We start from the raw sequence: 25,871 nt of genomic DNA on the forward strand, positions 1-25,871 counted from the left end.
TGTCTGCTGCCGACGCTAGCTTCGCTGCATGGACATCATTCTCATCCCCGGATTCTGGCTCGACGCATCATCGTGGCAGCGGGTGACGCCGGTCCTCGAAGAGGCCGGCCACCGCGCGCACCCGTTGACCCTTCCCGGTCTCGAGTCGGCCGATGCCGACCGAACGAGCATCGGCCTGCGCACCCACATCGACGCCGTCGCCGCCATCGTCGACACATTCGAAGACCAGGTCGTGATCGTCGGCCATTCGGGCGGCGGCGCGATCGCGCACGGCGTGGCAGACGCCCGACCCGACCGCATCGTGCGGGTCGTCTACGTCGACGCCGGCCCCTTCGCCGATGGCGACGTGATCAACGACGAGTTCCCGAGCGAGGGCGCCGACCTGCCGCTGCCGCCGTGGGAGGCGTTCGGCGACGAGGACCTCGTCGACCTCGACGATGAACTTCGCGCAGCATTCCGCGCCCGGGCGATCCCCGAGCCGGCAGCCGTCGCCACCGAACCGATGCAGCTCAGCGACGAACGACGCTACGACGTACCGGTCACGATCATCGCGAGCGAGTTCCCGAGCAAGCTCCTCGCCGAGTGGATCGCCGCGGGCTCGCCGTATACGCGCGAGCTCGCGAAGATCAAGAACGTGAGCTACCTCGATGTGCCGACCGGACACTGGCCGCAGTTCACGAAGCCGGTGCAACTCGGTCAGGCGATCGTCGCGGCGATCGCCTGACCGAGCCGCATGGGCGAATCCTCGTGTTCATACGACAGCAGTTCACCCTGCAGACGAACGCGGATTCGCGAGCTCTGACCAGCCGCCGCAAGCCCCCCGTTTTGGGTAAGGTGTCGACGCTAGCAGGCGAGTAGCGTCAGGGGCAACATCCTCCCGAAAGGATGTCGCACGACCGGCTCGTCGACGTTCGTTCAGTTGCGAGCCGGTGCTCGACGCCAAGAACACCGACTTGGCGTCGCACCGTTTATCCGACACGAAGAACGAACAATGCAGCCTGCAACCCGTCGACGTTTCCGTCGACCCATGAGAGACGATTTCGTCTCCATCGAGACCGAGTCACGCCCATGACCGGCCTCCCGTCACCGCTGGAACCGCCCGCGCGCAACGCCGGGCGGTTCCACGGTACCGACTCCCTTCCCGCCGCCGCGATCGACCGAGTCGACGCTGCTTCGTCCGGGCTCCAGTGGGTACGCCAGTACCGGGATCGCCTCCGCATCACGGACGCGGCCGTCGTCGCCGTCACCATGTTGGTCGCCGTCGCCGTTCGATCCGCAGTAGTGGGCCGCGAACTCATCACCGAAGAACCGCTCCAGCGCATGGGGGTGCCGGCCCTCATGGCGGCAGTCTGGCTGCTCGCACTCGTGGTCTTCCGCAGTCGCGACGCCCACGTGCTCGGCGTCGGCGCCCTCGAGTACAAGCGGGTGCTCAACGCCACCGCGACCACCTTCGGAATCGCGGCGATCGTCTTCCTCCTCGTCGAGACGACGGGTGCCCGATGGTACCTCGTCGGCGCTCCCGTCGGAATCGGTGGCTTGTTGGCCGGCCGGTGGCTCTGGCGCAAATGGCTCTTCACGCAGCGCAGCCAGGGTCACTTCCTCTCCCGCGCGATCATCGTCGGCTCGCGCGTCGACGCAGAATATGTCGCGGCCCAGATCGCCCGTGACACCGGCGCAGGATTCCACGTTGTCGGCGCCGCGATCGACGGCGACGACCGGTCCGAGCTCACCAGCGACGGTCAGAGCATTCCGGTGGTCGCCGACATCCCCGGCGCCGCGACCGCGGCGGCAGAGCACCGCGCGGACTCGGTGATCGTCGCGAGTCAGTACACCAACGGAAACGACGCGATCCGCCAGCTCAGCTGGGATCTCGAGGGCACTGCGACCGAACTCGTGCTGTCATCACGACTGACGGACGTCGCCGGCCCTCGCATCCACTTCCGGCCGGTCGACGGACTGCCGCTGCTCCACGTCGAGATCCCGACCTTCGACGGCTGGCGGCACGTGATCAAGCGCAGCTTCGACATCGTGTTCGCCGGCACGGCACTGCTCTTCCTCAGCCCACTCCTCGCGGTGGTCGCACTCCTGATCAAGCTCGACAGCCCAGGGCCGGTGCTCTTCCGACAGACCCGGTGCGGTCGTGACGGCGACACGTTCGAGATGGTCAAGTTCCGCTCGATGGTTCAGACCGCCGAACAGGATCTCGCGGCGCTGCTCGAACAGAACGACGGCTCCGGCATGCTGTTCAAGCTCCGGTCCGACCCGCGCGTCACCCGCCTCGGGAGAGTCCTGCGCAAGTACTCGATCGACGAGCTGCCGCAGTTCTGGAACATCCTCATCGGTGACATGAGCGTCGTCGGCCCGAGGCCGCCCCTCGTGACGGAAGCCGAATGCTACGAAGCGACGACGAAACGCCGGCTCATGATCAAGCCCGGCCTCACCGGACCCTGGCAGGTCGGCGGACGATCGGATCTCAGCTGGGAGGAGAGCGTGCGTCTCGATCTCTACTACGTCGAGAACTGGTCGCTCATCGGCGATCTGATGCTCGTGTGGCGCACCGTCAAGACGGTCGTGCGGCCGAGCGGGGCGTACTGACCTCTTGACGGCGGGCTCGCGCGGGCCCTTCGACGATCGCGGCCCGCATCGTACGCACGCTCCGCTGCCACGAGAAGCCGAGCTCCTCGGGAGTCGGAACCACCGCATCGCCCCGTGCCGGCACGTCGCGCATGACCACGGCGATCGCCGCGACATCCGTGGGCTTCACGAATGTCGCTGCCGTGCCCAGGATTTCACGAAAGACCGGGATGTCGCTCGCGATGACGGAGGTGCCGAAATGGAGTGCTTCGAGCGTCGGCATTCCGAAGCCCTCGTCGAGACTCACGAAGATGAGGGCCGTCGTGTGCATGTAGAGCCACGCGAGCTCGTCGTCGTCGATGAAGCCGAGGAATCGAACTGCACCTTCGGCGACCGCCGCCGCCGCCGCGCCCGTCAGGTCGGCAGTCCTTCCTCCGGGCTCACCGACGACGATGAGCGGGAACGACACCGAGACCCGTTCCGAGTCGATGGCGGCCTCGATGACGTTCGCCAGGTTCTTCCGTACATTCAGGCGACCGACGGCGAGCAGGAACGCATCGACGTCGCGAAGGGCGGTCGGACGATGCGGTACCGCCCGGCGAAGCGTACTCCCGACCGCGAGACCGACCGGAACCACGCGTCGCCCTCGAGCCGATGCCCGGATGCGGGCGGCCTCGGTGGCCGACGAGCTGAAGACGATCGATGCACGATCGATCGTGGCCGGCATGAGGGCGAAGTAGGCGCGCTCTGTGCGGGTGAACCACTCGGGATTGCTCAGGAACATGAAGTCGTGCACGAACACCGCTGAGCGGCCGACGAACGGCGTGAAATTGTGCGTCAACGTGATGTCGGCGCGCACGCGGCGCGCGATGAGCGGAAGCTCGAGGATGGCGCTCACGCCCTGGGGCGACATCCTCGTACCGACGACGCGAACGCCGGCCGGCAGCTCTGCTCGAGCGGTCGCCAGGTCTCTGCGCCGAACGGCCACGATGAGTTCATCGCCGGGAAACTCCGCAGCCCACCCCCAGATGAACTCCCGCATCACCTGGCGGTTCGATGTCGGGCCGCTGGCCCACCAGAAGCCGTCGAACAGGATTCGCAGGGGGCCGTGGCCGTCACTGCGATGCGAGGTCGGCCGGAGTGTCATGCGAATTCGCGAACGAGCTCGACCGTCTGCTCGATATGAGCGCGGCTCGAGGCGCCGAACACGACCGACTCGATGTTCGGCTGGGCGAACACCCACTCGATCGCCTCCCGCGGTGGGATCGCCCCTGATGCGAACACCGACATCGCGACGGCTCGGAAAGGCCGGGCAGCGAGCGCTTCGTGGTACGCCTCGGTGCCGCCCGACATCCGGAACCCGAGCTTGTTGATGTTCGAGCAGACGAGCGGATTCGCGACGCCGGCGTCGTCGAGGGCGTTCAGCAACATGGGCAGGTTCATCGTGATGAAGCCGGGCTCAGCACCGTACCGATCACGCACGTGGTTTGCGAAGATCGCGAACGCATCAGTGAAGCCGAGGCCGAGCATCAGGTCCGAGACGACGTTCTGCAACCAGATCACCGGCGTGCGGACGCCCCGGAACATCGCCATCTCCGCATCGACGAGCAGCGTGACGAGACCCTCGACGTCTTTCTTCGCGATCGAGCGACCACCGCGGAGCATCGCGTTCACCATCCCCTCTTCGGGCAGGAAGCGGCGCAGCGCGCCCACCATCCCGCTCTCGGTCACGGCATCGGCGTACTTGTGCGCGTACGGCATGCAGGGCAGGAAGGTGAAGTCGGGGTACCGAGCGGGATCGGCCAGCACCCGGTCGACGACCTCGGAGATGCGATCGTGCGTCGTGCACATGAACGTCGTCACCCCTGCGTCGTAGGCATCGTCGATCACCTGCATCACCGCGCCGATGTGCTGGAATCGCATCGCCTGCGCGCGCGCCTTCTCTTCGGACATGTGGTTCACACCGAAGAACTGGTTGTCACCGAACAGCAGCCGGTCGAGCGGGCGAACCGCCGCGGCCGTCGTGTCCTCCATGCCGTGGGTCACGAGCGTCTCCTCTTCCAGCGCGACGGCCTGCGTTGCTCCACCGGCCGGCTCAGGACAGCGGTCTCGTCAAGTACCGACGGACCGGTCTCCGCGTCGATCGTGAGCATCTCGATGACTCGATCCGTGACCGCGGCGCTGGCGAAGTCGTTCGTCGCCGCGAGTGCCGGATCGACCACCCGTCGAACGAAGTGGTCGAGCTGTGCGCTGTACTCTTCGCCGCGGAGGTAGTACCAGACGGGATCAGTGAGCTCCGTCGTGTACTTCACGTTCCAGCCGGGCTCGTAGCCGTCGATCGCCGGAGCGGAGTCCCGAAGGTACACCTGCACCTCCTGGCGGTCGGCGTGGATGCGGCCGGCTGTGCCGGTGAGCGTCACGCGAGTCGTCATCTTGCGGTACGACTCATCCGACCAGTTCACCGACACCTGCCCGCTGACGCCGCCGCCGAAGAAGAGGGTGCTGTACACCTCGTCTTCGGTATCGGCGGAGAAGACGCTGCCGAGCACGGTGCCGCCGACCCCGACCGGGCGCCCGGCGTACCAGGTCGCGAGGTCGATCGGATGCGCCGCGTAGTCGTAGAGCGCCCCGCCGCCCTCGGTTCGCTGGCTGCGCCAGGTCGACCCTTTCGACCGGAGCACCACCGGCCCGTAGGCCTCGACGAGGAGGTGGGTGACCGTGCCGATCGCACCCAGGTCGAGGAGTCTGCGTACTTCGCGGAAGGCCCCCACGAAGCGGTTGTGATAGCCCACTTGCGTGACGAGTCCGCGCTCGGCTGCGAGCTCGGCGAGTTCGACCGACTCGGCCGAGGTCAGGCAGAGCGGCTTCTCGCAGAAGACATGGATGCCGCGCTCGAGCGCGGCCCGCACCATGGGTGCGTGGAACCGGGTCGGCGTGGCGATGAGCACAGCGTCGGGTCGCGCCGAGTCGAGCATCTGCTCGTAGTCGCTCGCCGTCGGCACCCCGGTGTACTTGCCGAGCACGTCGAGGATGTACGCGGTCGAATCGACGACGGCGACGACCTCGACGTCGGGATGTGCGCGGATCATCGCGAGGTGCGAGAGCCCCATTTTTCCGAGCCCGACGACCCCGACCCTGATCATGCTTCTCCTCCTGGTTCGTGGGTGACGGCGAGGCCGGCCGGACGGCGCGGGCTCACCGAGGCGAGCAACGCCTCGTACTGGCCGGCGACGTGCTCCCACGTGAACTCCTCGGCGTGCCGAGCACGACAGGCTCCACTGAGCTGCGCGCGCAGTTCTGCGGACTCGAGCAAGGCGTCGAGTCTCGTCGTCGCCTCGGCAGTCGAATCGAAGTACAGCGCACCGTCGCCTGCGACCCAGCGGTTGTAGGGGTTGTCGTGGGCGACCACCGGGTTGCCCGCGGCCATCGCCTCGACCAAGGAGGGGTTCGTACCCCCGACCGTGTGGCCGTGCAGATAGGCGATGCCGTGGAAGCGGATCGCGGCAAGCTCATCGGGGTCGTAGACCGGTCCGATGAACAGCACATCGTCGCTCGCGGCGGCCTTGACGGCACGGTGATAGGAGTCCGTGTCGAGATAGTCGCCCAGCACGACCAGACGCTGCTCGCGAGGCTTCGCGGAGAATGCCTCGACGAGCTCGAGGATCGAGTTCTCGGGGATCGGCCGGCAGATGAGCGTGGCGTACGCACCGGGTACAAGGCCTCTCGACGTCACCGCTTCGGTCGGGGCATCCGTCACCGCATGCGCTCCGTAGGTGATCGTGTGCAGCTTTCTGCGCTTCGCCTTCCGCGCGAGGTACTCCTCGATGACCGGATGGTCCGCGATCAGGCGGTCTCCGACCCAGCACGCGATGCGTTCGTTGACGTACAGGATCGCCTGTCGCGCCTTCCCCCATCGCGCACGCGACCACTCGATGCCATCCATGTTGATGACGTTGGGGATTCCGCGAATGCGCTGCGCCACGTTGAAGACGGCCGTGTTGTATCCGAAGGTGAGGCACACGTCGCGATGGCCGACCGCGTGGCGGATCGAGCGCAGGTCGAACTTCGACGTGCCGAGCCAGCCATCGCCGGCGACCGGGATGGTGATGCGGTCGATGCCGTTCCAGGTGTCTTCGACGATGGGTCCGTCGCCCTGGGACTGGCAGTAGACGACGGGGCGCCAGCCGTGGTCGCGCAAGTGGATCGCGACGTTCTCGGCGGCGGTCTCGAATCCGCCGTAGTTCGCGGGCACGCCGTGGGTGCCGAGAATGCGCACGATGGGTCGCGCATCCGCTTGCCCTGCAACAGTTCGCATGCGTGTGCCCCGTCGCCCACGGTGTCGAGAGGGTTGCGGCCGTTCGGCAGCCGCATCCGCGGGCGGTGTCGCGAGTCTAACGACGGCAGTGCCGTCCGGCCGCCCCCCAAATCGAGGGGGAATTGCGCCCGATCCGCGTGATCACGCCGATCTCGGCTCGTTTCGCCCCCCGTCTTGGGGCTGCCCCGCGAGCGGACGCAGTTCTAGAGTCAAGGCACCCGAAAACTCGGAACCCACGCTTCACCGCGTTCCGAACCCGAAACAGGAAATGTGACGCATGCCCAGTCGCATCGGCTACGCCGCAGGCGCGTTCGACCTCTTCCACGTCGGACACCTGAACGTGCTCAAGCACGCCAAAGACCAGTGCGACCACCTCATCGCCGGGGTCGTGAGCGACGAAATGCTCGAACGCACCAAAGGGCGAGGACCGGTCGTGCCACTCGCCGAACGCCTCGAGATCGTCCGCCACATCCGCTTCGTCGACGAGGTCCACGCCGAAGTCGTGCCCGACAAGCTCGACACCTGGCGAGAACTCCACTTCGACGTGTTCTTCAAAGGCGACGATTGGCGCGGCACCCCGCGCGGCCGCCGATTGGAGCGGGAATTCGCTGCGGTCGGCGTCGAGGTCGTGTACTTTCCCTACACCGTGCACACGTCGAGCACGGCCCTTCGGCGGGCGCTCGACGCGCTCACCCCTCAAGTTTCCCAGGTCAACGGTGAGCGGGCTGAGTGAGCACACGACCCCGTTCGGATCAGTGCGGCGGCTCTCCCTCGAGATTCCGACCCGAGGTCGGGGTGGCGAGGAATGCGTTCACCTGAGCGTGGAACAACCGCACGTCGTCGCGCAGCTTGGCCAGCATCGCTCGGTGGCGTCCGCGACGTTCACGGTGACGATCGGGCGTGTCCCACGTGTCGCCAGTGTCTCGCGACAGGGAGAGCACCGAACGTCGCGCCGTCGGGATGAGACCGCGCCGGCCGTTCAACCGGGCCGCATAGGCCGCGAGGGTGGCGGGCGAACCGTCGGCGCCGACCGGCAGCTCATCGATGCCGTCGGCGGCCCCCAGGGCGATCGCCTCGCGCAACGTGAACAGCCGGCCACGCAATTCGGGCGCGCTCTTCGCGATGACGCCCCGCTCGACGCGGGTGGCGACGATGATGAGCGATTGCTCGGTCAGTCCGACGTTGCGCAATGGGGTTGCGCGATGCGCGTCGGCGAAGGCTGTTCCCTCATCGGTGCCGTCGATGATCGCCCGCACCTCTGTGCAGATCTCACGGCCCTCGACGACGTCGATGCCCGAACTCCCGATGGTCCAGTCGCGTCGATCTTGCGTTCGGTGGAGCTCGTCGGCGAACGTGAAGGCCATGAACGGCGAGCGGCAGACGTTCGCCTCGCAGACGAACACGAGTTTCGAATTCACTCCGTCCCGTCCTTTCTCTCGAGTTCAGGCGAGAATGTGTGTGGATGCAGCGCAGCCTTCGCCTGTCGAAGAGAGAGCGGACCATGACCCTACATGACTATCTCACGGCATTGAGGAAGCACTGGCTTGCCATCACGATACTGACGGTGCTCGGCGCGGGCGCCGCCTACGGGTACTCGCAGTTGCTCCCCGACGAGTATCGGGCCGAGGCCTCCGTCATGGTGATCCCGGTTCGCGGAGACAACACGAATGAGCTCGTTCAGGGCTCGAACTACGTGCAGAACCTCGTACAGACCTACTCGTTGCTCGCGACCTCGCCGGTCGTGCTCGACGCGGTCATCGAGGAGCTCGATCTCGATGAGACATCGAACCGGCTCGCGCGCCGCGTGCGCGCCGAAGCCCCGTTGAACACGGTCGTCATCGACATCAGCGCGACGGATGCCTCGCCCGAAGGTGCCCAGGCGACCGCGAATTCGACTGCACGCCAGCTCGCGGCAGCGGTCGCCGAGCTCTCTCCCCAAGGCGCCGACGAGCGCCCGGCGGTGCGGGTCGAGACGATCGCCCCCGCACGGCTTCCGACGGTGCCCGTCTCGCCGAACACGAGGCTCAACGTCATGCTCGGCCTCGTGGCCGGTGCCGCCGTCGGGGTCGCCTACGCGCTCGTCCGCCGCCGGTTCGGCACGCGCATCGCGACCGCCGCCGACGTCGGCGACATCACGGATGCACCGGTGATCGGCGACGTCGCAACGTCGACCGACGGTCGCACCGTCGCCGCCTCCCTGCGAGCCGCCCCCGACGGACGGGTGGCGGAATCCCTGCGTCAGGTGACGGCGGGCTTCAAGTTCGTCGATGTCGATCGCGATCATCGCGTCGTGCTCATCACCTCCGGCTCCTCATCCGAAGGCAAGACCTCGGTCGCCCTCGGTCTCGCGCTCACGCTCGCCGAAGTCGGGCATCGCGTGCTGTTCGTGGAGGCCGATCTTCGTCGCGCGAGTGTTGCCGGCTATACCGGCCTCGAGGGCGGCGTGGGCCTGACGACCGTGATCATCGGTGAGGCGACCCTCGCCGAAGCCGTGCAGCAGTGGGGCCATTCGCGACTCGACGTGCTCACGAGCGGGGCGTTGCCGCCGAACCCCGGCCAGCTCCTGGCGAGCGGGCAACTCCGCACCGTCGTCGACGAGGCGCGGAAGGAGTACGACTACGTCCTGCTCGACACCGCACCCGTGCTGTCGGTGAGCGACGCGCTCTGGCTCGCGCCCATCAGCGACGGCATGCTCTTCGTGGTGCGCGCCAACCGTACCCGTCGCGAGGAGCTGCGGCGGGCTCTGGCGGCACTGCGGAGCACTCGCAAGCCCGTGCTCGGCATCGTGATGAACGACGTCAAGTCGATCGCGAAGAGCCCGTACTACGCACCCGAGCCACGCCGCCGCCGCGCGCGGAAGGCTCGCAACGGGCGAGCCGCAGAGCAGGCTGTCGACGCGGCAGAGCTGCCGGTCGCCTCGGATGCGTGAGCCGCGAGGCATCCGATGAACTCCCTGTTCGCCCTGGCAGCCAAAGCGCTCACGATGTGCGTGTCGCTCGTCTGCGGCGTGCTCACGACGCGGCTGATCATGGGCGACGCCGGTATAGAGAACTACGCCCTCTTCACCCTGCTCGCGACGATCCCCTCACTGCTGGCCTTCACCGATCTCGGCAGCGGCGCGGTCATCGTCAACAGCATCGCGACGAGCGACGACGCTCGCACCGACGACGACGTGCTCGTGCAGCTGACGACGGTCGGCCGCATCCTCATCGGCTTCGCGGTGGTCACGATGGTCGTCAACACTGCGATGCTCTTCACCGGCGGGTGGGTCGCGTTGCTCGGCGACTCGGGCGACCAGCCGGCAGCCGGGCTCGCCGCGTTCGTCTGCCTCTCGATCTTCTGCCTGGGCGTTCCGGTCGGCATCTGGGTGCGCATCATGCTGGGCTTGCGACGGAATCACATCGTGATCCTGCTGCAGGGCATGCTCTCACCGCTGGCTCTGCTCGGCGTCTGGCTCATCCTGCAGATCGACGACCCGAGTGCGGCGTCGTTCCTGGCGGTCGCCTCCTTCGGGGCATCCTTCATCGTCAGTGTCATCGGTCTCTCGGTCACCGCACGGCTCACGAGCCCCCTGGTGCAACGTGCCTCGAGCTACGTGCTGCACCCGCGCCGGCACCCGGGGGTGCACGTCATGGACGTGGGCTGGCCGATGCTCGCCCAGTTGATCTCGTTCCCGATCGCCGTCTCGACCCAGCGCTACGTGCTCGCCCAGTGGGGCACGCCCGCCGAGGTCGCGGAGTACGGCGTGACCGGCCAGGTCTTCTTCGCGCTCAATGGCCTCGTCATGGCGGCCGGGGTCGCCCTCTGGCCGTTGTATGCGAATCGGCGGCACACCGGGCAGCTGCGCCGCGGCCCCTTCGCGCTCTCGGCGGTCTTCGCGGTCGCGATCATCGCCGCGACCGCCCTCATCTGGCTCGCGGGCCCGTGGCTTTTCGGGTTCATCACCGATGGCGAGCTCACCGTGGCCGGAACCACGATCCTCGCCTTCGGTGCGATGATCACGCTCATCGCGGCCGTGTATCCGCTCGGCATGTTCATCATGGACAAGCCCGGTATCCGTTTCCAGGTCATCCCGACGCTCGCGATGGCTGGATCGAGTCTCGCGCTCGGCATCGCGTTGGCGCCCGCATTCGGCGCTGCAGGCCCGCCGATGGCGAACGCGATCGCACTCCTCGTGTGCCAAGTGGTGCCGTTCACGATCTACATCGCCCGCAATCGCGAGCGCCTGATGGGCCAGAAGGGAGGGGCGGCGACGGATGCCGCCGAGCAGGATGCTACGACGACACCGGTCTGACGCTCACGAACTCCGAGACCTCGGGCGCCAGCGGCGATCGCCCGAGAAGCCATTCCGTGACGAGCATGTAGCGCGCGACGTAGTCCTCCTGAGTCAGCCCTCGATCGCCGGGCGAGGCGGGGTCGGCCGGGTCCACCTCGCCGGCGAGCGCAGCACGCAGCGCACGAGCCAGTTCGCGGTCATCGCCCGCCCCCACGAAGCGGGCGTTCGCGCCCGCGTAATCGTCGAGCCCACCGGTACGGGTGACGACGAGCGGACGCCCGCTCGCCATCGCCTCGATGAGGCTCGTCGCACCCGAAGCGTGCCGGTTCGGCTTCACGGGAACGACGATCGCGGCAGCCGTGGAATAGAGCCCCGCGAGTTCGGACCTCGACGTCGTAGGCGCGACGGTGACGTTCGGCGGCCAGGCGACCTGGCGGGCCGCGCGAGAGCTCGACGCCACGCGGAATCCGACCTCGGGGAGCTCCCGGGCGGCGCGGGCGAGCGTCTCCCAGTCGCGATGCCGGTCGTTGCCGACGGCGAGCACAAGACCGTCGGGCACGAGACCGTCGGGGCTCGCGGCGATGTCGGTCTCGCGCACCGCGAGCGCGGTACCGAACGGCAGCAGGATCGCGGGACGACCCGAGACCGTCAGGGCATCGGCGAGGTTCACACGGCTGTGCACCGCCTCGACCGGATGCCGTCGGAGCAGCCAGGCCACGAATGCACGACGAAGCCGGCCGTGCCGTTCCCACTCGTCCCACAGCCAGACCGACTGCGCGAGCACCGGCACCAGGCGCCGGCGAGGGCGGAAACGTTGCAGGAACGCGACGGCCAGGTGCTCGCGCTCACTGTGCGTCCAGATGGCATCGGCGGCGAAGAGCATCCGGCGATTGCGCCAGGCGTGCACCAGATCGAATCCCAGCATGCGCGACACCCTCGCACGGATGCCACGGGCCACCCGGGACTCGGGCGACGACGCCGACCAGGTCAACTCGTACCGCGACGCCGCCCGGTCGTAGCCGTAGGGCGTGCGATCGAGCGTCTCGCCCCGCGCGAAGCGCTCCGCCCACACGACGGCGTCCTGCTCGTACGCCAGGAGAATCGCGATTCTCGCGCGATCAGCGGGGCGACGCGGCATCCGTGCCCCCCGCCGACTCGCGCGCGCCTCGGAACGGCCGAGACGGGTGCCGACGATGCCGCATGCGCTCATCCTAGGGTTCCCGCCGGGGCAGCACGCCGAACGGTCGGTGCGTCATGAATGCCCGCCTGACCAGTGTCGTGACACCGACCGTGATCCCACTCCTGGCCGCCGCCGGGGTGGCGGTGCGATACCAGATCGCCGTCGGCGTCAGCGTCTGCCTGATCGTCGCGATCGTGTTCGCACCGGTCTGGCTCGGATCGCTCGCTCGATACCGAGGGATGCGGGCGTTCATGATGCTCGGCGCGGCAGCGACGGTCTGGGGCGTGGCGACGAGCGTGTTCGATCCGATCCGCGCGTTCAGCGTCCCCCTGCTCGTCATCGAGGTCTCGACCTTCCTTGCGATGCTCGGCGCGATCGGCACCCTGCTGTGGGCGCGCGAATGCGTGGGCAGCACCTGGACCGTCGTCGCCTTCGCAGTCGGCGGATTCGCGAACCTCGTGCTGACCGGCGGCAACCCGGTGAACCTCTGGAAGTACTCGCTCTCGATTCCCATCGCACTGCTCGTGCTCGCGCTCGCCGAGCACTTCGGCGGCCGGCTCACGGAGCTCATCGCACTGGTCGTGCTCGCTGCGGTCTCGGGCCTGAACGACTCGCGATCGTTCACCGCGTTCCTCCTCTTGGCGGCTGTGGTCGCGATCTGGCAGCTCAGCACCCCTCGAGCGGGCATCCGTGCCCGCCCACTGCCCGTGATCCTGGGCGTCGGCGTGCTGGGCCTCGCGATATTCAACCTCATCCAGGCACTGCTGCTCGACGGCGTGTTGGGCTCGGCGAGCCAGCAGCGCAGCCAGATGCAGATCGACGCGACGGGGTCGCTGATCACGGGCGGGCGGCCGGAGATGGGCGCGACGTTCGCGTTGCTCATGCACCAGCCATGGGGGTACGGCGCCGGTTCGCTGCCGACGTCGACCGACGTGTGGCTCGCCAAGTCGGGCATGAGCGAGTTGAACTACGACCCGAACAACGGCTACGTCGAGACGTTCATGTTCGGCGGCCGGTTCGAGGTGCACTCGGTCATCGGCGACCTCTGGTTGCGCTTCGGCCCGCTCGGCGCGGCCGTCGCGCTCTTCATCTGCGTCTACGCGGTCGTGTCGGTCGCGAGCCGCGTATCGCTGCGCACCGCGAGCGCTGTGCTCGTGCTGCTCACGGTGCTCACGCTGTGGGACACCTTCTTCAGCCCGTTCCTCAGCTCGTATCGCACGATGGCATTGTTGCTGGCGCTCGCGGCGGTTCCGTCGATTCGCCCACCGAACGAGAGGGCATGGTCGATGGAGCGTCATTCGAGGGCGTTGTCGACTTAGTCGTCGGGGCGGTCGGCGACGGTCGTCCGTGCTGCGTCGGGCGCCGCGTCGAACGGGCCCGGGCCGAGGCGCGAACCCCACGCCAACGCGGTTTCGACACGGCGTGCCGGATTGCCTGCGACGATCGCACCGGCTTCGACGTCCTTGACGACGACGGATGCCGCGCCCACCACGGCACCCGCACCGATGGTGACCCCCTTCAGCACAGTCGATCGAGCACCGACCAGCACGTGCTCGCCGATCGTGATCGGCGCCGTGTGCGGCCGCACGGTACCCGACTCATCGACGATCCGGTGAAAGTCGGTGTCGAGGAGCTGCACGTCCCACGAGATCTCGGTGCGGGCGCCGATCTCGACGCCCATCTCGACGTTCAGGATGCAACGATCCCCGATTCGCACACCCGGGCCGATGCTGAGCATTGCGCCCGGACCGACCCAGACCCGCACGCCGGAGCCGATGACCGCTCCGCGCCCGATCACGATTCGTCCGGCGCCGCCGAGCCTCGCTGAGGGTGCGACACGCGCACCCGGCTGTCCTTGGAGCGCGGCGTTGAGCAACGACGGCAGGTGACGGATGATCGATCGGATCCGCATCTTCGGCCTCTCCTCTCATGTCGCAGCCACCGCTGGTCGGTGCCGACGCCGTCACCGGCGCCGGCACCAGTCGTGGCCGACTAGCCCTGGGCCACCCGGTAGTTGTCGAAACTCAGCTTGGTCGTCGGCACCGTCGAGACGGAGCTCAGGGCCATTCGAATGCCGACCACACCGGCCGCCTGCAGAGCGGCAGTCGAGTCGGTCGCCTGGAGCTGCCAGCCCGGCTCGGGCGAGCCGACGGCCCAGACCTTGCCCGCCACCGTCGTCGGGCTCGTGCCACTCACCTGCACCCGCACGTTCAGCACCTGACCCGGGGTGTACCCGGCGGCGGGAACGAAGCTGTTGCCGCCGAGCACCGTCTCGTCCCGCAGGATGTACAGGCGGATCACGCCGTTCGGCTCGAGCCGCACGCGGGCGGAGTAGACCGCTGCACCGACCTGCCGGCCGATGATCGTGACGCTCGCCGTGCCGCCCTGCGATGCGACATCCGATGAGACCTGCACATCGACGACCGCATTCGTGCCCGAGACCCCGTTGAGCCGGCCCTCGCGAGTGTGGGACGGAGCCAGGGAGACGACGCCCTTGCCGTCGGCGACGGAGAAGCTCGAGGCTCCGCCGAGGGCGGTCCATGCGCCGCCGGTGTCGGCAGTGCCCCAGCCGCCAGCGACGGTGCGCGTGAAGGCGTCGGCTGCGAGCACGGTGACTGGCGGGGCATCCTCCACCGTGACCGGCACAGTCGCGGAATGCGTGGCTCCGTCGTCATCCGTGACCGTGAGCGTGACGTCATAGGTGCCGGCCGCGTCGAACTCGTGCGACGCCGTCGCACCGGTCGCCGTGCCGTCGCCGTCGAAGTCCCAACTCCACGCCGTCACGGTGCCATCGGAGTCGGTGGACCCGCTCCCGTCGACGGTGACCGCGAGTCCGTTCGCCGAGTGCACGAAGGAGGCCACAGGTGGCGCGTTCGGAACCGGTGCCGAGACGACGACGCTCGCGGTCTTCGTCGCGGTTGCGCCATCGTCGTCGGTGACCGTGAGCTTCACCGTGTAGGTGCCGGCTGCGGCGTAGTCGTGAGACGTGGTCTGGCCCGTTCCGGTTGCGCCGTCACCGAAGTCCCATGCGTAGCCGACGAGGGTGCCGTCGGTGTCGGCGGAAGCGGAGGCGTCGAGGGCGACCGAGAGGTTCGTCGGCGACGAGGTGAAGGTCGCCGTCGGCGAGTTGTTGATCGTGCCGCCGTTGGCGACGAGGTAGTGGTCGTCGACCTGGCCCGCCGTCAGCGGCGTCGGGTACACCGCGACGTTGGAGATCCAACCGTTGAGGTACCGGTTGCCGATGTTCGGCCAGGAGTCCACGTTGTCACCCCCGATGCGCCAGTAGCCGCTGTAGGCCTCCGCCGATGTGGTGTCGGTGCGTACGCCGACCCGCTCGCCATCGACGTACAGCTCCTGACCCGCCGAACTCAGGGTGCCGACCACGTGATGCCAGTCGCCATCGTTGAAGCCCGTGCCGCTCTGCACCGTGCGCACCCCGCCCGGATACACGCCGAAGCTGACCCGGCCGTTGCCGCTGAGATAGATGTGGCGATCGTAGCTCGACGAGTTCCCGGTGTTGCGGTCACCGAACCCGATGATCTTCCCGCCCGAGTTGCTCGTGGTTCGGAACCACGCCTCGACTGAGAACTCGTTCGGCCCGGTCTCACGGATCTGTGTCGCCGCGAAGCTGTTCGAGCCCGAGAAACGGGTCGATGTACTGCCCGCGATGGGGCCCGACTGACCGCGCGTGACGGATCCGGAAGTCGTCACGTCGTTCCCGGTCGCCCAGTCGAAGCCGCGAGTGCCGCTCGGCTCGTTCATCGGCCAGTAGGTGCTCGGCGCGTCGTCGAGCACTGCGTCGTCGTATGGGGTGCTGCTCCCGGTCGTCGCGACCGTGACGGCGGTCCAGTCCGACTGCGTGGAGTTGCCGAACGGATCCGTGGCGCGCACGCGGTACTGGTACGTCTGGCCCGCCGTGACACCCGTGTCGTTGAAGCTCATGAGCGGGCGGACCCAGTACGTCGAAGAGGCCTCGGTGGTGTACAGCGGCGCAGTGACGCCCTGCCGGAAGACCTCGTACTTCAGCACGGCATTGTCGGCGTCGTGGTTCGCCTGCCAGTTGATCCTCGCCGCGCCGGCACGGAACGAACTCGCGTTGATCTCCCAGAGGCCACCCTGAATCGTCGGGCCGATGTTGTTGGGTGCGACGTTCTGCTTCGCGAACCGCACGAGACCCTGCTGACGCATGCCGTTGATGGCCGTGAACTCACCGCCGTACAGCACGTACTTCCCATTGCCGGTGACGTCCCAGCCTGCTTGGCCGATGCCGGTCGCCGATCCGGTGAACCACGTCGGGTACCAGTGGAGGAGTTTGCCGGCGGGGTTGCCCGTGAAGCTGCGGTAACCCCAGATGTCGGGGGTGATGGTGCGGTCGGACGGCTCCTTCGCGAATGCGAGCGAGTGGTTCAGGTACCACGGATCGAGCTGCGGGAACTCGCCGATGTTGCCGCAGTAGTGGGTGTGTCCGGTCTTGTACACGACATCACCCATGGGGAACACGGAATACGTGTCACCGTGGCAGTCCTCCATCCAGGCCATCGAACCGTCGGACCAGTTCGCCCGGAAGGAGCCTTCGAAGTCGTCTTGGGTCTTGGACCCGCCGAAGTCGTAGCCGCTGCCGTAGACGCTGTCGCCATCAGAGGCGAGCGAGTAGATGGCTGCGTTCGCCCCGCCGTTGCGAATGACGCTGTTGACGGCCCATGGCAGTGACCCGCCCGTCGTGGAGTCGAGCGCAGCCATACCGCGGCCCGGGTTCGTGGAGCCGTTCGTCGACGTGAACGAACCGCCGACGACGACCTTCGCTCCGTCGGGTGAGGCCACGATCGCGCGAGCGCCGTATCCGCCCGCGAGCACGGGGTTGAACGGAAGCAGCGCTCCCGTGGAGGCACTGACCGCTGCTGCATACGTACGCGCGGTGTTGTTCACGTTCGTGAACTCGCCGACGAAGTACACCGCTGTATTGGTCGCGACGATGTCGTAGACGAGCGAGTTGGTGCCCGGCCTCCAGTTCGAGATGAGCGCACCGGTGGCGGTGTCGAAGGCGGCGAGCCGGTAACGTGCCTCCCCGGCGATCGAGGTGAACGCGCCGGAGACGTAGAGTCGCGTGCCGTCGGGCGACAGTGCGGTACCGAGCACCCGCCCGTTCGGGCTCGGGTTCCAGCTCGAGTCCAGCACCCCGGTCTCGATGTTGTACGACAGCAGGTTCGCACGGCCCGTCTCGTTGGTGCCGGCGGTCGCGCCTGCCGGACGGGCCTTCGTGAACTGACCGCCGGCATAGACGGTGGTGGCGCTCGCTGCCTGTGTCCAGACGACGCCGTCGATCTGGACCGTGGGCAACGGGTCGGCACTGACCGTCTCAGGGTCCGTACCTGCGGGCGGCGCCGTATCGGCGATCGCGGCGGGCGCGAAGAGCGCCGTTCCGAGCAGGCCGGCGAGCACGCCGGCGGCGACCGCCGCCGAAAGGCGTCGTCGAGGCCGCGTGCGTCGGGTTTCGGACTGCTCAGGCTGTGTGATGGTCACGAGCCGCTCCTCGCGTCGGGTATCCAAGGCAGGGGGCGCGGGGTAGCGAGTGCCTCGGGTTGAACTCACTCGGTCACAGGCTAGATCGGAGAGGTCGCGGCGTCATCCCCCATATCGAGGGGTTCTTGGCACCGTGCCGCGCAGGCGGAACGGCTCGGTTCAGCGCACCGAGCCCTGGAAGACGACTGTCGACACTTCGGCCGAGTAGTCGACCGTGATCGTGACGTCGTCGCGATCGCCCTCGGCGATCGTGAAGATGCTGACGCCGGTGCCGCTCTCGCCCGGTGCCAGGACACCGGCGAAGCGGACGCCGCCGGGCTCGGTCACGGTGCCGGCTGGTGCGCGGTCGGCACCGACATAGGCGTTGACCGAGGTGAGGCCGAGGTCGAGCGGCTTGTCGGTGTCGTTCTCGATCGTGATGGTGACGCGAATAGCCGGGCCGGCGATCTCACCGGCAGAGAACGCCTCGCCCTCGACCGACTCGATGCGATCGATGCGCACGCGCACGCCGTCGTCGCCGACCGCCTGCTCGTCGGGTGCGACCGGTGCGAGTTCGGGCGGCACCGGGGATTCGTTGCCCGGCGCCGGTTCCGCGGTCGCACCCGGGGTCGCACCGCCACTGGTGCCGGGCGACGGTGATGGCACGCTCGCACTCTCGGTGGACGTCGGGATCGCACCGTCGCCGTTGCCGCCGGCGGCAACCGCCCAGACGATGCCGGCGATCACGAGCACGGCGATCACCGCGGCCGAGATCACGATGATCCAGCGCGTGCGCTTCGGAGTCGACTCGGTCTCGCTCATGGGGCTGCCTTCCGGGAGGTGGTGGAGGGAGTGTACTGCCCCGCGACGATCGAACGCCCGGCGAGCGCTGCACGGCCGATGCGGCGCCCGTCGCGGAGCGCCCGGATCGCGGCTCGCAGCGGCGGGATCGGCCGCAGGAACTGGCGGCGCCCTCCGCGCAACAGCACGGCTTTCGCTGCGGACCGCGACGATCGCGACCAGCGCCTGATGCCGTCGGGGCCGAGGTGACGTGCCGCGTACAGCATGCGGTTGCGGATGTTGTAGTAGTAGTAGATCTCCGACTTCGCCTCGACCCGCTGGCTCGCGGTGCGATGCGTGGCTCCCTCGTCGTGCACGGCGGTCGCGCTGCGCACGACCGCCACCCGACCTCCGGCATCCGTGACCCGTCGGGAGAAGTCGACGTCCTCCCAGTAGAGGAAGTAGTCGTCGTCGAAGCCCCCGCTCGCGGCCCACACCTCGCGGGTGATGAGCAGGCATGCCCCGCTCAGCCACTCGACGAACTCATCGGCGGGATGCTCAGCCCGTCGTCGCGGCGAGCGGATCACGCCGTCGCCGAGCGCGAGGTCGAGACCCGAGAACCAGGTGCGTCCGCTGTCGTCGAGCACCACCGGTGAGACGAGCGTCATGCGGTCATCGGCGACCGCTGCCACGAGCGCATCGACGGATGCCGCGTCGATGCGCGCATCGGGATTCAGCACGAGCAGCTCGTGCGCGCCGTCGGCGAAGGCCGTCTCGGCGGCCGCGTTGACCCCGCCGCCGAAGCCGAGGTTCACACGCGGCGCGAGCAACGACCATCCGTGCTCGGCGGCGAGCTCACGGGCATGCGCGCGTTCGTCGTCGGTCGTCGGGTTGTCGACGACGATCACCCGCGCGCCCGGAATCTCCTCGTGGACGGAGACGAGGTTCGAGGCCAGCAAGTCCGAGGAACCGTAGTTCACGACGACGATCGTGAGGGAACCGGGCATCAGTGTTCCCCCAATCACCGCGAGCGCCTGCCGCCCGACGGCGCCAGTATAGGGGCCACGCCGGTACGACCCGGCGCTCGCCGCCGTCGCTATGATGGGCGAACTGCGGGGAGGGAGGCAGGATGTCGGAGCTACACGCTGCGATGACCCGGTTGCGTGGCGCCCAGAAGTCCTCACGCGGTGCGCCGGCGTATTCGCGCTATGTCAACCGGCCACTCGGCCGTCCGCTGGCGGCGCTCGCGTTCGTGCTCGGCATGACGCCGACCCATGTCACGGCAATCAGCGGGCTCTGCACCGGACTCGGCATCCTCGCCATCGCGCTGTTCGATCCGACGATCTGGTCGTCCCTACTCGTCACGGTGCTCCTGGTGCTCGGCTACGCGCTCGATTCGGCCGACGGCCAGCTCGCGCGACTGCGCGGCGGTGGCACGCTCTCGGGCGAGTGGCTCGATCATTTCTTCGACGCGCTGAAGGCGGCGACTCTGCACTCGGCGGTGCTCATCTGCTGGTTCCGCTTCTACGACCTCGACGTGTGGTGGTTGCTCGTTCCGATCGTGTTCGGCGTCGCGGCGAGCGGGTTCTTCTTCGGGGTGACGAGCGTCGACATCCTCCGGCGCGTACACCACCTGCAGCATCCTGAGAACGAGGCGGCAGCGCATCCCGCGGCGACGCGCACATCGTTCGGCTACTCGCTCGCGGTGGCACCCGCCGACTACGGGCTGCTCTGCATCGTGTTCCTGACTCTCTGGGCGCCACCCGTCTTCGTGACGATCTACACCGCGCTGGCCCTGATCAACGCGGGTCTGCTGGTGGCGTCGGCACTGCGCTGGTATCGCCGCCTGCGCCGTTTCGAGAACCTGGTCGGGTGACCCTGTGGCGAGGTTCAGCGGCTTCGAATCGGCCTCGCGGCAGCGCTCGGCGGATGCCGCTGCGCTGCGCCGCGGGGGCGGGATGTTCTTGCGCGGGCTCACGCGCAAGCTGCTCTTCGCTCGCTCGAACGGCCTGCTGTTCATCGGGCGGCGCACCCGGCTGACCGCCCTCCGCGGAGTCAGCCACACCGGACGCCTCGTCATCGAAGACGGCGCCGAGGTGCAGGGGCTCGCGTTGCAGGGGCTCACCTTCGGAGATCAGGTCTCGATCGGGGCACGCACCGCCATCAGGCCCTCGAGCTACTATGGCGGACCGGTGGGCGAGGGGCTCGTGGTCGGCGACCGATCGAGCTTCGCGACGGGGTGCTTCATCGGATGCTCCGGCCTCATCACGATCGGCGACGACGTGATGCTCGGACCGGGTGTGCAGCTCCACGCCGAGAATCACGCATTCGACGATGCCGGCCGCCCGATCAAGGAACAGGGCGTCGTGCGCAGCTTCATCCGCATCGAGGACGACTGCTGGATCGGCTCCAACACGATCGTCACGGCGGGCGTCACGATCGGCCGTGGATCGGTCATCGGAGCCGGCAGCGTCGTCACCCGCGACATTCCGCCGTTCTCCATTGCAGCAGGCTCTCCTGCGAAGGTGGTCCGTGCCCGGGGGGCGACCTCGCAACGGCCAGGCGAGGCGGTCCCGACCGCCCGTCGGGACGACGGCTGAGCGACCTCCGGCACCGACGAAACCCCCGCGAATGCGGGCCACGCCGACCCGCCGCGCGGGGCACCGGTCTGGCTAGGATGGCTCACACACTCGTGAGGGAAGTCCATGTCGAACCACCTCCACGGCCATGCCGCGGAAGCCGAGCTGCCGTCCGTCGCGCGCACGCGCGAGGGCGAACTGACCGTCATGCAGTCGTTCGGGCCGCCCCGGCATACGACGAATCCGTACATCACGATGCTCGACGAAGCGCTCAGTGCGACACCGGGCCTGCGCCACCGGCGCTTCGACTGGTCGGAGGCGCTCTTCGGTCGGTACGACGTGTTCCACTGGCATTGGCCCGAGGGCAAGCTGCACGGCACGACGTGGTGGAAGTCCGCCGGCAAGCGCCTCCTCACGATCGCACTCGTGCTGCGTCATCGCTTCTCTCGCATCGCCGTCGTGCGCACGGTGCACAACGTCGAACTGCCCGACGTGCACGCGCTCAGCCGTGCCATTCTGCGCGCGGTCGACCGCGGCACCGACTATCGCATCACCATCAACACGGTGACGTCGACGCCTGACGGCACGCTCTCGACGATGATCCCGCACGGGCACTACCGCGATTGGTACGCGAAGTACGCACCGAGCGAGACGGTGCGCGGCCGGGTCGGCAGCTTCGGCGGCATCCGCAGGTACAAGAGCGTCGATGCGCTGCTCGACGCCTACGCCGGGGCGGTGATCGACGATCCTTCGCTCAGCGTTCGCATCGGCGGCCGGCCGTCGAGCGTCGAGCTCGCCGATCAGCTCCGGGCTCGAGCCGCCGAGCTGCCCGACGTCGAGCTGCAGCTGGGATTCGTCGAAGATGCCGATCTGGTCGAGCTCGTGACCGGCTCGCAGCTGATCGTGCTCGCCTATCGGTTCATGCACAATTCGGGGAGCGTGCTCGCGGCGCTCTCGCTCGACCGCCCGGTGCTCGTGCCGCGCAACGAGGTCAACGAGGCGCTCGCCGAAGAGGTCGGCGACGGTTGGATCATCATGTACGACGGCACGCTGGATGCCGCGGCGCTACTCGGTGCCGTGCGCGCCACGTCGACGCGCGACCCCTCACGCCGACCCGACCTCTCCCGCAGGAACTGGGACGAGGCGGGAGCCGCCCATCTGCGCGCGTATCGTGCCGCCGTGGCGGCGAAGAGAGGCTCGTCGCTCACGGTGGCAGGGAGTACCGCGTGATCAAGCGCCTTGCGTTCGAGATGAAGCTCAACACAGTCGGCCGTTCGAGCGCCGAAGTGCTCCGGGAGTTCCGTCGCCACGACCGCGAGCCCGCCGAAGAACTCGAGCGCCTCAACGCCGAGCGCTCGATCGCGCACGCGCGCTTCGCGATGGAGCACAGCCCGTTCTACCGCGAGCTCTATGCATCGGCCGGACTCACCCTCGACGACCTCCGCGACCCAGAGGCCTTCACCGCACTGCCCTTCATCGACAAGTCGATGCTCAGGGATCACTTCGACACCATCCGCACCGACGAAGCGACGGCGCAGACCTCCGCCGTCTCGAAGACCGGTGGCAGCACTGGGCTTCCGCTCCACATCCTCCGCGACGAGCGATTCCCGGCCCGCGCGCTCGAGTGGCGGCTCTTCGACTGGTGGGGAGTCGAGCCGTGGGACGATCGCGGCATCATCACCCGTCACATGCTCACGGGCGCGGCCGGCTTCCGCCACGATCTGCAATGGCTGCCCTCGCGACGGATCCAACTCGACGCGTTCCGCATCACCGACGAGTCGGTCACGGAGTTCGTGCGCAAGTGGAACCGGTTGCGGCCGCCGTTCCTGCTCGGCTACGGCGGCGGAGTGCTCGACATGGCCAGGCGCCTCGACCGACTCGGTCTTCGCTTCGCACCGCCGACGGCGATCGCGGTCACTGCGGCCCCGCTCACCCCCGGAGTCCGTGCCGAGATCGAGTCGACGCTCGGCGCCCCGTGCCACGATCACTACCGATCGGCCGAGGTGCCGTGGATCGCCGGCGAATGCGCCGAGCACGAGGGACTTCACGTCTTCTCCGACGTGCGGCGGGTCGAGGTACTCGACGAGCACGAACGCCCTGCGCCCGCCGACGTCGAGGGCGACGTGATCGTCAGCGACCTCACGAACCGTGTGTTCCCGATCATCCGCTATCGACTCGGCGACATCAGCAGCCTCCGCTCCGGCCGTTGCGCATGCGGTCGCGCCCACCCGCGCCTCGGCGCGATCTCGGGGCGTCGCTCGGACGCCGTGCGCCTGCCCGACGGCACGACGATCGCCGGAGCACTCGGCCACATCTTCGATGAAGCGCCGCTGTCGGTGCGACAGTTCGAGATCGTCCAGGCGGCCGACTACTCGGTCACACTCCGCTGCATCCCAGGCGCAGACGCCGACGCCGGCATCCGCCGTGCAGAGGATCTCTTGCGCGTCGCAACCCGCGGGCTGGTGCCCGTGACCGTCGAACGCGTCACCTCCATCCCGCAGGTGGGCGGCAAGATGCGGTTCATCCGAAGCGAGGTGGCGGCTGCCACGACGACCGCGGAGGTCGATCCGGCGTGAATCGCATCAGGCTCGTGGTCGGCATTCCGAGCTATCGTAGACCCGCGAAACTCGACGAACTGCTCGATGCGCTGCCGGCGCGTCTCGCGGAGGCTGCCGATCTCGTCGATGTCGAGGTGCTCGTGGTCGACAACGATCCGCACGGAAGTGCCCGATCCGTCGTCGAGGCGCATGGCGAGCTCCCCCTGCGATACGTCGTCGAGCCGGAGCCCGGCATTGCGGCGGTTCGCAATCGCGCGTTGACGGAGTCGGGTCACGCCCGACTGCTCGCCTTCATCGACGATGACGAGCGCCCGCGCGAAGGCTGGCTGCGCGAGCTCGTGCGGGTCTGGCAGCCGAGCCGGCCCGCGGCCGTGATGGGGCGGGTCATCTCGCTGTTCGACGAGGACGCCGACGAGTGGGTGCTCGCCACCGGCGTGTTCCGCCGCCGACCGCGCACCACCGGCATCGAGATCGACGTGGCCGCCACCGGGAACCTGCTGCTCGACCTCGATCAGGTGCGCGAGATGGGGCTCAGCTTCGACGAATCACTCGGGCTCGCCGGCGGCGAGGACACGCTGTTCTCCCGGGAGCTCCGGCGTGCGGGCGGCCGCATCCTCTGGTGCAACGAGTCGGAGACCGAAGACGTCGTCCCTGCCGATCGGGTGACCCGACGCTGGGCGATGCGCCGAGCGTTCAACGGCGGCAACTCGGCGGTGCAGGTCGCGCTCAGGCTTCAGTCCGGGGCGGGCCCGCGCGCGCTCGTTCGAGTGCGCGGCGCGTTCAGCGGCACGGCGAGAATGGCCTACGGCATGTGCCGTCACCTGCTCGGCCGGGTGACCGGCGACCTCACAGCTGATGCGCGCGGGTTGCGCACCAGCTACAAGGGCTGGGGAATGGTGAGGGCGTCCTTCGGCCACCGCCACGAAGAGTACGTGCGCCCACTCGAGGTGTTGCACACCGGCGAGTAAGCCGGCGCGTCAGCCCTTCGTAAGCGGATGTCCCGCAGGCACGCTCGGTCTCCGATGTCCGTCTGCCGCGGCCGGGCTCTCGGAGATCACTCCGGCGAGCTCGGCCGGGCGCTTCGCTTCGCGGTACCAGTGGTCGCCGCCTCGCGCGCAGGTGCAGGGCCAGGCAACCACCTCGTCGATGCCGATCGCTCGGATGAATTCGCGATGAGGAGTTGTGTCGTTTCGTCGCATGGTCGGGTTCCCATCTGACTGCGGGCTCGCACCGATGCTTCGCCCGTCATCTGAGAGACGCAGAGCGGGCCCGATCATGACGCGGGTTGCAGGAACTCCGAGACGGCTGCGGCGATTCGCTCGCGGATGGCCTCGTCGTCGGCCGTCGCCGTACCGTCACCCGGTTGCACGCCGTAGTCCCCGAACGCCGCGTGATTCGCGCCGTCGAGCACGACGGTGACAGCGTCGGCTGGGAGCAGTGGCGACGCGGCAGCGACCTTCTCGGGAGTGCTCAGCCCGTCGAACTCCGCGACGAGCGACAGGGCGCGCAGGCCCGAATCCGACAGGTCGTTCGCGCAGTAGCTGCCGAACAGGACGATGCCTGCAACCTCCGGCCCCGAGGCATCCGATGACTCAGCCGCCATCTGGCACGCGCGAACACCGCCGAGCGAATGGCCGCCGACGTACCATCGCTCGATGCCGGGCACGTCGGCGGTGAACTCCTCCAACGGACGGGTGTCGAAGAACGCGAGGTTCAGGATCGGTTCCGTGACGACGACCGTCGCTCCCGATTCCGCCACGATCCCGCCGAGCTTCCAGAGGTACGCTGCGGGATCGACTCGAGCTCCCGGAATGAACACGAGCCCGACGTCGGAACCGCCCTCCGCCGGCTCGATCACGAACGAGCGATCCGTCTGCCGGATCGTGATCTCGGAATCGCGCCAGGCCTCGAGCGCACGAGGGCGTTCCCCGGCCATGACCGTGTGCGCCCAGGCGGCGAAGATCACGCCGGCGAGCACGAGCACTGCGAGCACGCCCAGTGCTATGCGTCCGAACCGGCGAGCGATCACAGCTTCGCCGCACCGACCGCGAAGGTGTCGCACGCGCCTGCGCTGATGTCGCCGTCGGGAATGAACGTCATGATCCGACGC

General features: G+C 68.2%; 22 protein-coding genes. 11 read left to right on the forward strand and 11 right to left on the reverse strand.

All coding sequences use genetic code 11. The annotated features are described in order from the left end of the window. The first annotated feature begins 28 nt into the window (after positions 1-28). Positions 29-724 carry an alpha/beta fold hydrolase gene (locus AC1C2U_RS18805; RefSeq protein WP_495363304.1) on the forward strand — a complete coding sequence of 232 codons (696 nt, stop codon included), beginning with the start codon at positions 29-31 and terminating at the stop codon, positions 722-724. Between the two features lie 344 nt (positions 725-1,068). Beyond that, positions 1,069-2,595, forward strand: coding sequence for a sugar transferase (locus AC1C2U_RS18810; RefSeq protein WP_495363305.1), 1,527 nt, complete (start codon positions 1,069-1,071; stop codon positions 2,593-2,595). Here the strand turns inward: AC1C2U_RS18810 and AC1C2U_RS18815 are convergent. From AC1C2U_RS18815 to AC1C2U_RS18830, 4 genes are read right to left on the reverse strand one after another with little or no spacing between them, the layout of a single operon-like run. Further along, positions 2,561-3,721 carry a glycosyltransferase family 4 protein gene (locus tag AC1C2U_RS18815; RefSeq protein WP_495363306.1) on the reverse strand — a complete coding sequence of 387 codons (1,161 nt, stop codon included), beginning with the start codon at positions 3,719-3,721 and terminating at the stop codon, positions 2,561-2,563. The genes AC1C2U_RS18810 and AC1C2U_RS18815 overlap by 35 nt on opposite strands. Beyond that, positions 3,718-4,620: a hypothetical protein gene (locus AC1C2U_RS18820; RefSeq protein WP_495363307.1), complete on the reverse strand. Its 903-nt coding sequence runs from the start codon at positions 4,618-4,620 to the stop codon at positions 3,718-3,720. The genes AC1C2U_RS18815 and AC1C2U_RS18820 overlap by 4 nt, the downstream gene beginning before the upstream one ends. After that, complete coding sequence (locus AC1C2U_RS18825) at positions 4,617-5,717, reverse strand: Gfo/Idh/MocA family protein (protein WP_495363308.1); 1,101 nt, start codon at positions 5,715-5,717, stop codon at positions 4,617-4,619. Before AC1C2U_RS18825 ends, AC1C2U_RS18820 begins: the two co-directional genes overlap by 4 nt. After that, positions 5,714-6,889 carry a DUF1972 domain-containing protein gene (locus AC1C2U_RS18830; protein WP_495363309.1) on the reverse strand — a complete coding sequence of 392 codons (1,176 nt, stop codon included), beginning with the start codon at positions 6,887-6,889 and terminating at the stop codon, positions 5,714-5,716. The genes AC1C2U_RS18825 and AC1C2U_RS18830 overlap by 4 nt, the downstream gene beginning before the upstream one ends. 277 nt (positions 6,890-7,166) lie before the next feature. Here AC1C2U_RS18830 and AC1C2U_RS18835 point away from each other — a divergent pair, with 277 nt between their 5' ends. Beyond that, positions 7,167-7,622, forward strand: a complete 456-nt coding sequence (locus AC1C2U_RS18835) for an FAD synthase family protein (protein ID WP_495363310.1) — start codon at positions 7,167-7,169, stop codon at positions 7,620-7,622. A gap of 19 nt (positions 7,623-7,641) precedes the next feature. Here AC1C2U_RS18835 and AC1C2U_RS18840 read toward each other — a convergent pair whose 3' ends face one another. Next, positions 7,642-8,307 (reverse strand): arsenate reductase/protein-tyrosine-phosphatase family protein, encoded by a 666-nt coding sequence (locus tag AC1C2U_RS18840; protein WP_495363311.1) that lies wholly within the window; start codon positions 8,305-8,307, stop codon positions 7,642-7,644. Positions 8,308-8,390: 83 nt separating this feature from the next. On the opposite strand from AC1C2U_RS18840, the gene AC1C2U_RS18845 reads away from it, so the two are divergent. Both AC1C2U_RS18845 and AC1C2U_RS18850 read left to right on the forward strand, forming a co-directional pair. Beyond that, positions 8,391-9,818: a tyrosine-protein kinase domain-containing protein gene (locus AC1C2U_RS18845; RefSeq protein WP_495363312.1), complete on the forward strand. Its 1,428-nt coding sequence runs from the start codon at positions 8,391-8,393 to the stop codon at positions 9,816-9,818. 15 nt (positions 9,819-9,833) lie between these two features. Next, positions 9,834-11,183: a lipopolysaccharide biosynthesis protein gene (locus AC1C2U_RS18850; RefSeq protein ID WP_495363314.1), complete on the forward strand. Its 1,350-nt coding sequence runs from the start codon at positions 9,834-9,836 to the stop codon at positions 11,181-11,183. Here AC1C2U_RS18850 and AC1C2U_RS18855 read toward each other — a convergent pair. Further along, a complete protein-coding gene (locus tag AC1C2U_RS18855) occupies positions 11,164-12,303 on the reverse strand; it encodes a glycosyltransferase (protein ID WP_495363315.1) in 1,140 nt (379 codons plus the stop codon). The two genes, AC1C2U_RS18850 and AC1C2U_RS18855, sit on opposite strands and share 20 nt — an antisense overlap. Positions 12,304-12,419: 116 nt before the next feature. Between AC1C2U_RS18855 and AC1C2U_RS18860 the strand changes: the two genes are divergently transcribed. After that, positions 12,420-13,664 (forward strand): hypothetical protein, encoded by a 1,245-nt coding sequence (locus tag AC1C2U_RS18860; protein ID WP_495363316.1) that lies wholly within the window; start codon positions 12,420-12,422, stop codon positions 13,662-13,664. On the opposite strand, the gene AC1C2U_RS18865 is transcribed toward AC1C2U_RS18860, so the two are convergent. The 4 genes from AC1C2U_RS18865 to AC1C2U_RS18880 form a co-directional block, all read right to left on the reverse strand. Next, complete coding sequence (locus AC1C2U_RS18865) at positions 13,661-14,257, reverse strand: acyltransferase (RefSeq protein WP_495363317.1); 597 nt, start codon at positions 14,255-14,257, stop codon at positions 13,661-13,663. The two genes, AC1C2U_RS18860 and AC1C2U_RS18865, sit on opposite strands and share 4 nt — an antisense overlap. Before the next feature lie 80 nt (positions 14,258-14,337). Further along, a complete protein-coding gene (locus AC1C2U_RS18870) occupies positions 14,338-17,865 on the reverse strand; it encodes a PKD domain-containing protein (protein WP_495363318.1) in 3,528 nt (1,175 codons plus the stop codon). A gap of 159 nt (positions 17,866-18,024) precedes the next feature. Continuing rightward, positions 18,025-18,666 carry a hypothetical protein gene (locus tag AC1C2U_RS18875; RefSeq protein ID WP_495363319.1) on the reverse strand — a complete coding sequence of 214 codons (642 nt, stop codon included), beginning with the start codon at positions 18,664-18,666 and terminating at the stop codon, positions 18,025-18,027. After that, positions 18,663-19,631: a glycosyltransferase family 2 protein gene (locus AC1C2U_RS18880; protein ID WP_495363320.1), complete on the reverse strand. Its 969-nt coding sequence runs from the start codon at positions 19,629-19,631 to the stop codon at positions 18,663-18,665. Before AC1C2U_RS18880 ends, AC1C2U_RS18875 begins: the two co-directional genes overlap by 4 nt. Positions 19,632-19,753: 122 nt before the next feature. Here AC1C2U_RS18880 and AC1C2U_RS18885 point away from each other — a divergent pair, with 122 nt between their 5' ends. The 5 genes from AC1C2U_RS18885 to AC1C2U_RS18905 all read left to right on the forward strand — a co-directional run bounded on the left by AC1C2U_RS18885 (position 19,754) and on the right by AC1C2U_RS18905 (position 24,729). Beyond that, the gene (locus tag AC1C2U_RS18885) at positions 19,754-20,500 is read left to right on the forward strand and encodes a CDP-alcohol phosphatidyltransferase family protein (protein ID WP_495363321.1); all 747 of its coding nucleotides are present in this window, start codon (positions 19,754-19,756) and stop codon (positions 20,498-20,500) included. A 4-nt stretch (positions 20,501-20,504) separates the two neighbouring features. Then, positions 20,505-21,224 carry an acyltransferase gene (locus AC1C2U_RS18890; RefSeq protein WP_495363322.1) on the forward strand — a complete coding sequence of 240 codons (720 nt, stop codon included), beginning with the start codon at positions 20,505-20,507 and terminating at the stop codon, positions 21,222-21,224. 105 nt (positions 21,225-21,329) lie between these two features. After that, a complete protein-coding gene (locus AC1C2U_RS18895) occupies positions 21,330-22,433 on the forward strand; it encodes a glycosyltransferase family protein (RefSeq protein ID WP_495363323.1) in 1,104 nt (367 codons plus the stop codon). Then, a complete protein-coding gene (locus tag AC1C2U_RS18900; protein ID WP_495363324.1) occupies positions 22,430-23,779 on the forward strand; it encodes a phenylacetate--CoA ligase family protein in 1,350 nt (449 codons plus the stop codon). The genes AC1C2U_RS18895 and AC1C2U_RS18900 overlap by 4 nt, the downstream gene beginning before the upstream one ends. Beyond that, positions 23,776-24,729, forward strand: a complete 954-nt coding sequence (locus AC1C2U_RS18905; RefSeq protein ID WP_495363325.1) for a glycosyltransferase family 2 protein — start codon at positions 23,776-23,778, stop codon at positions 24,727-24,729. Before AC1C2U_RS18900 ends, AC1C2U_RS18905 begins: the two co-directional genes overlap by 4 nt. Before the next feature lie 305 nt (positions 24,730-25,034). Here AC1C2U_RS18905 and AC1C2U_RS18910 read toward each other — a convergent pair whose 3' ends face one another. After that, positions 25,035-25,754 carry an alpha/beta hydrolase gene (locus AC1C2U_RS18910; protein WP_495363326.1) on the reverse strand — a complete coding sequence of 240 codons (720 nt, stop codon included), beginning with the start codon at positions 25,752-25,754 and terminating at the stop codon, positions 25,035-25,037. Between the last annotated feature and the right edge of the window lie 117 nt (positions 25,755-25,871).

The sequence above is a fragment of the Agromyces sp. Y575 genome (assembly GCF_059445445.1).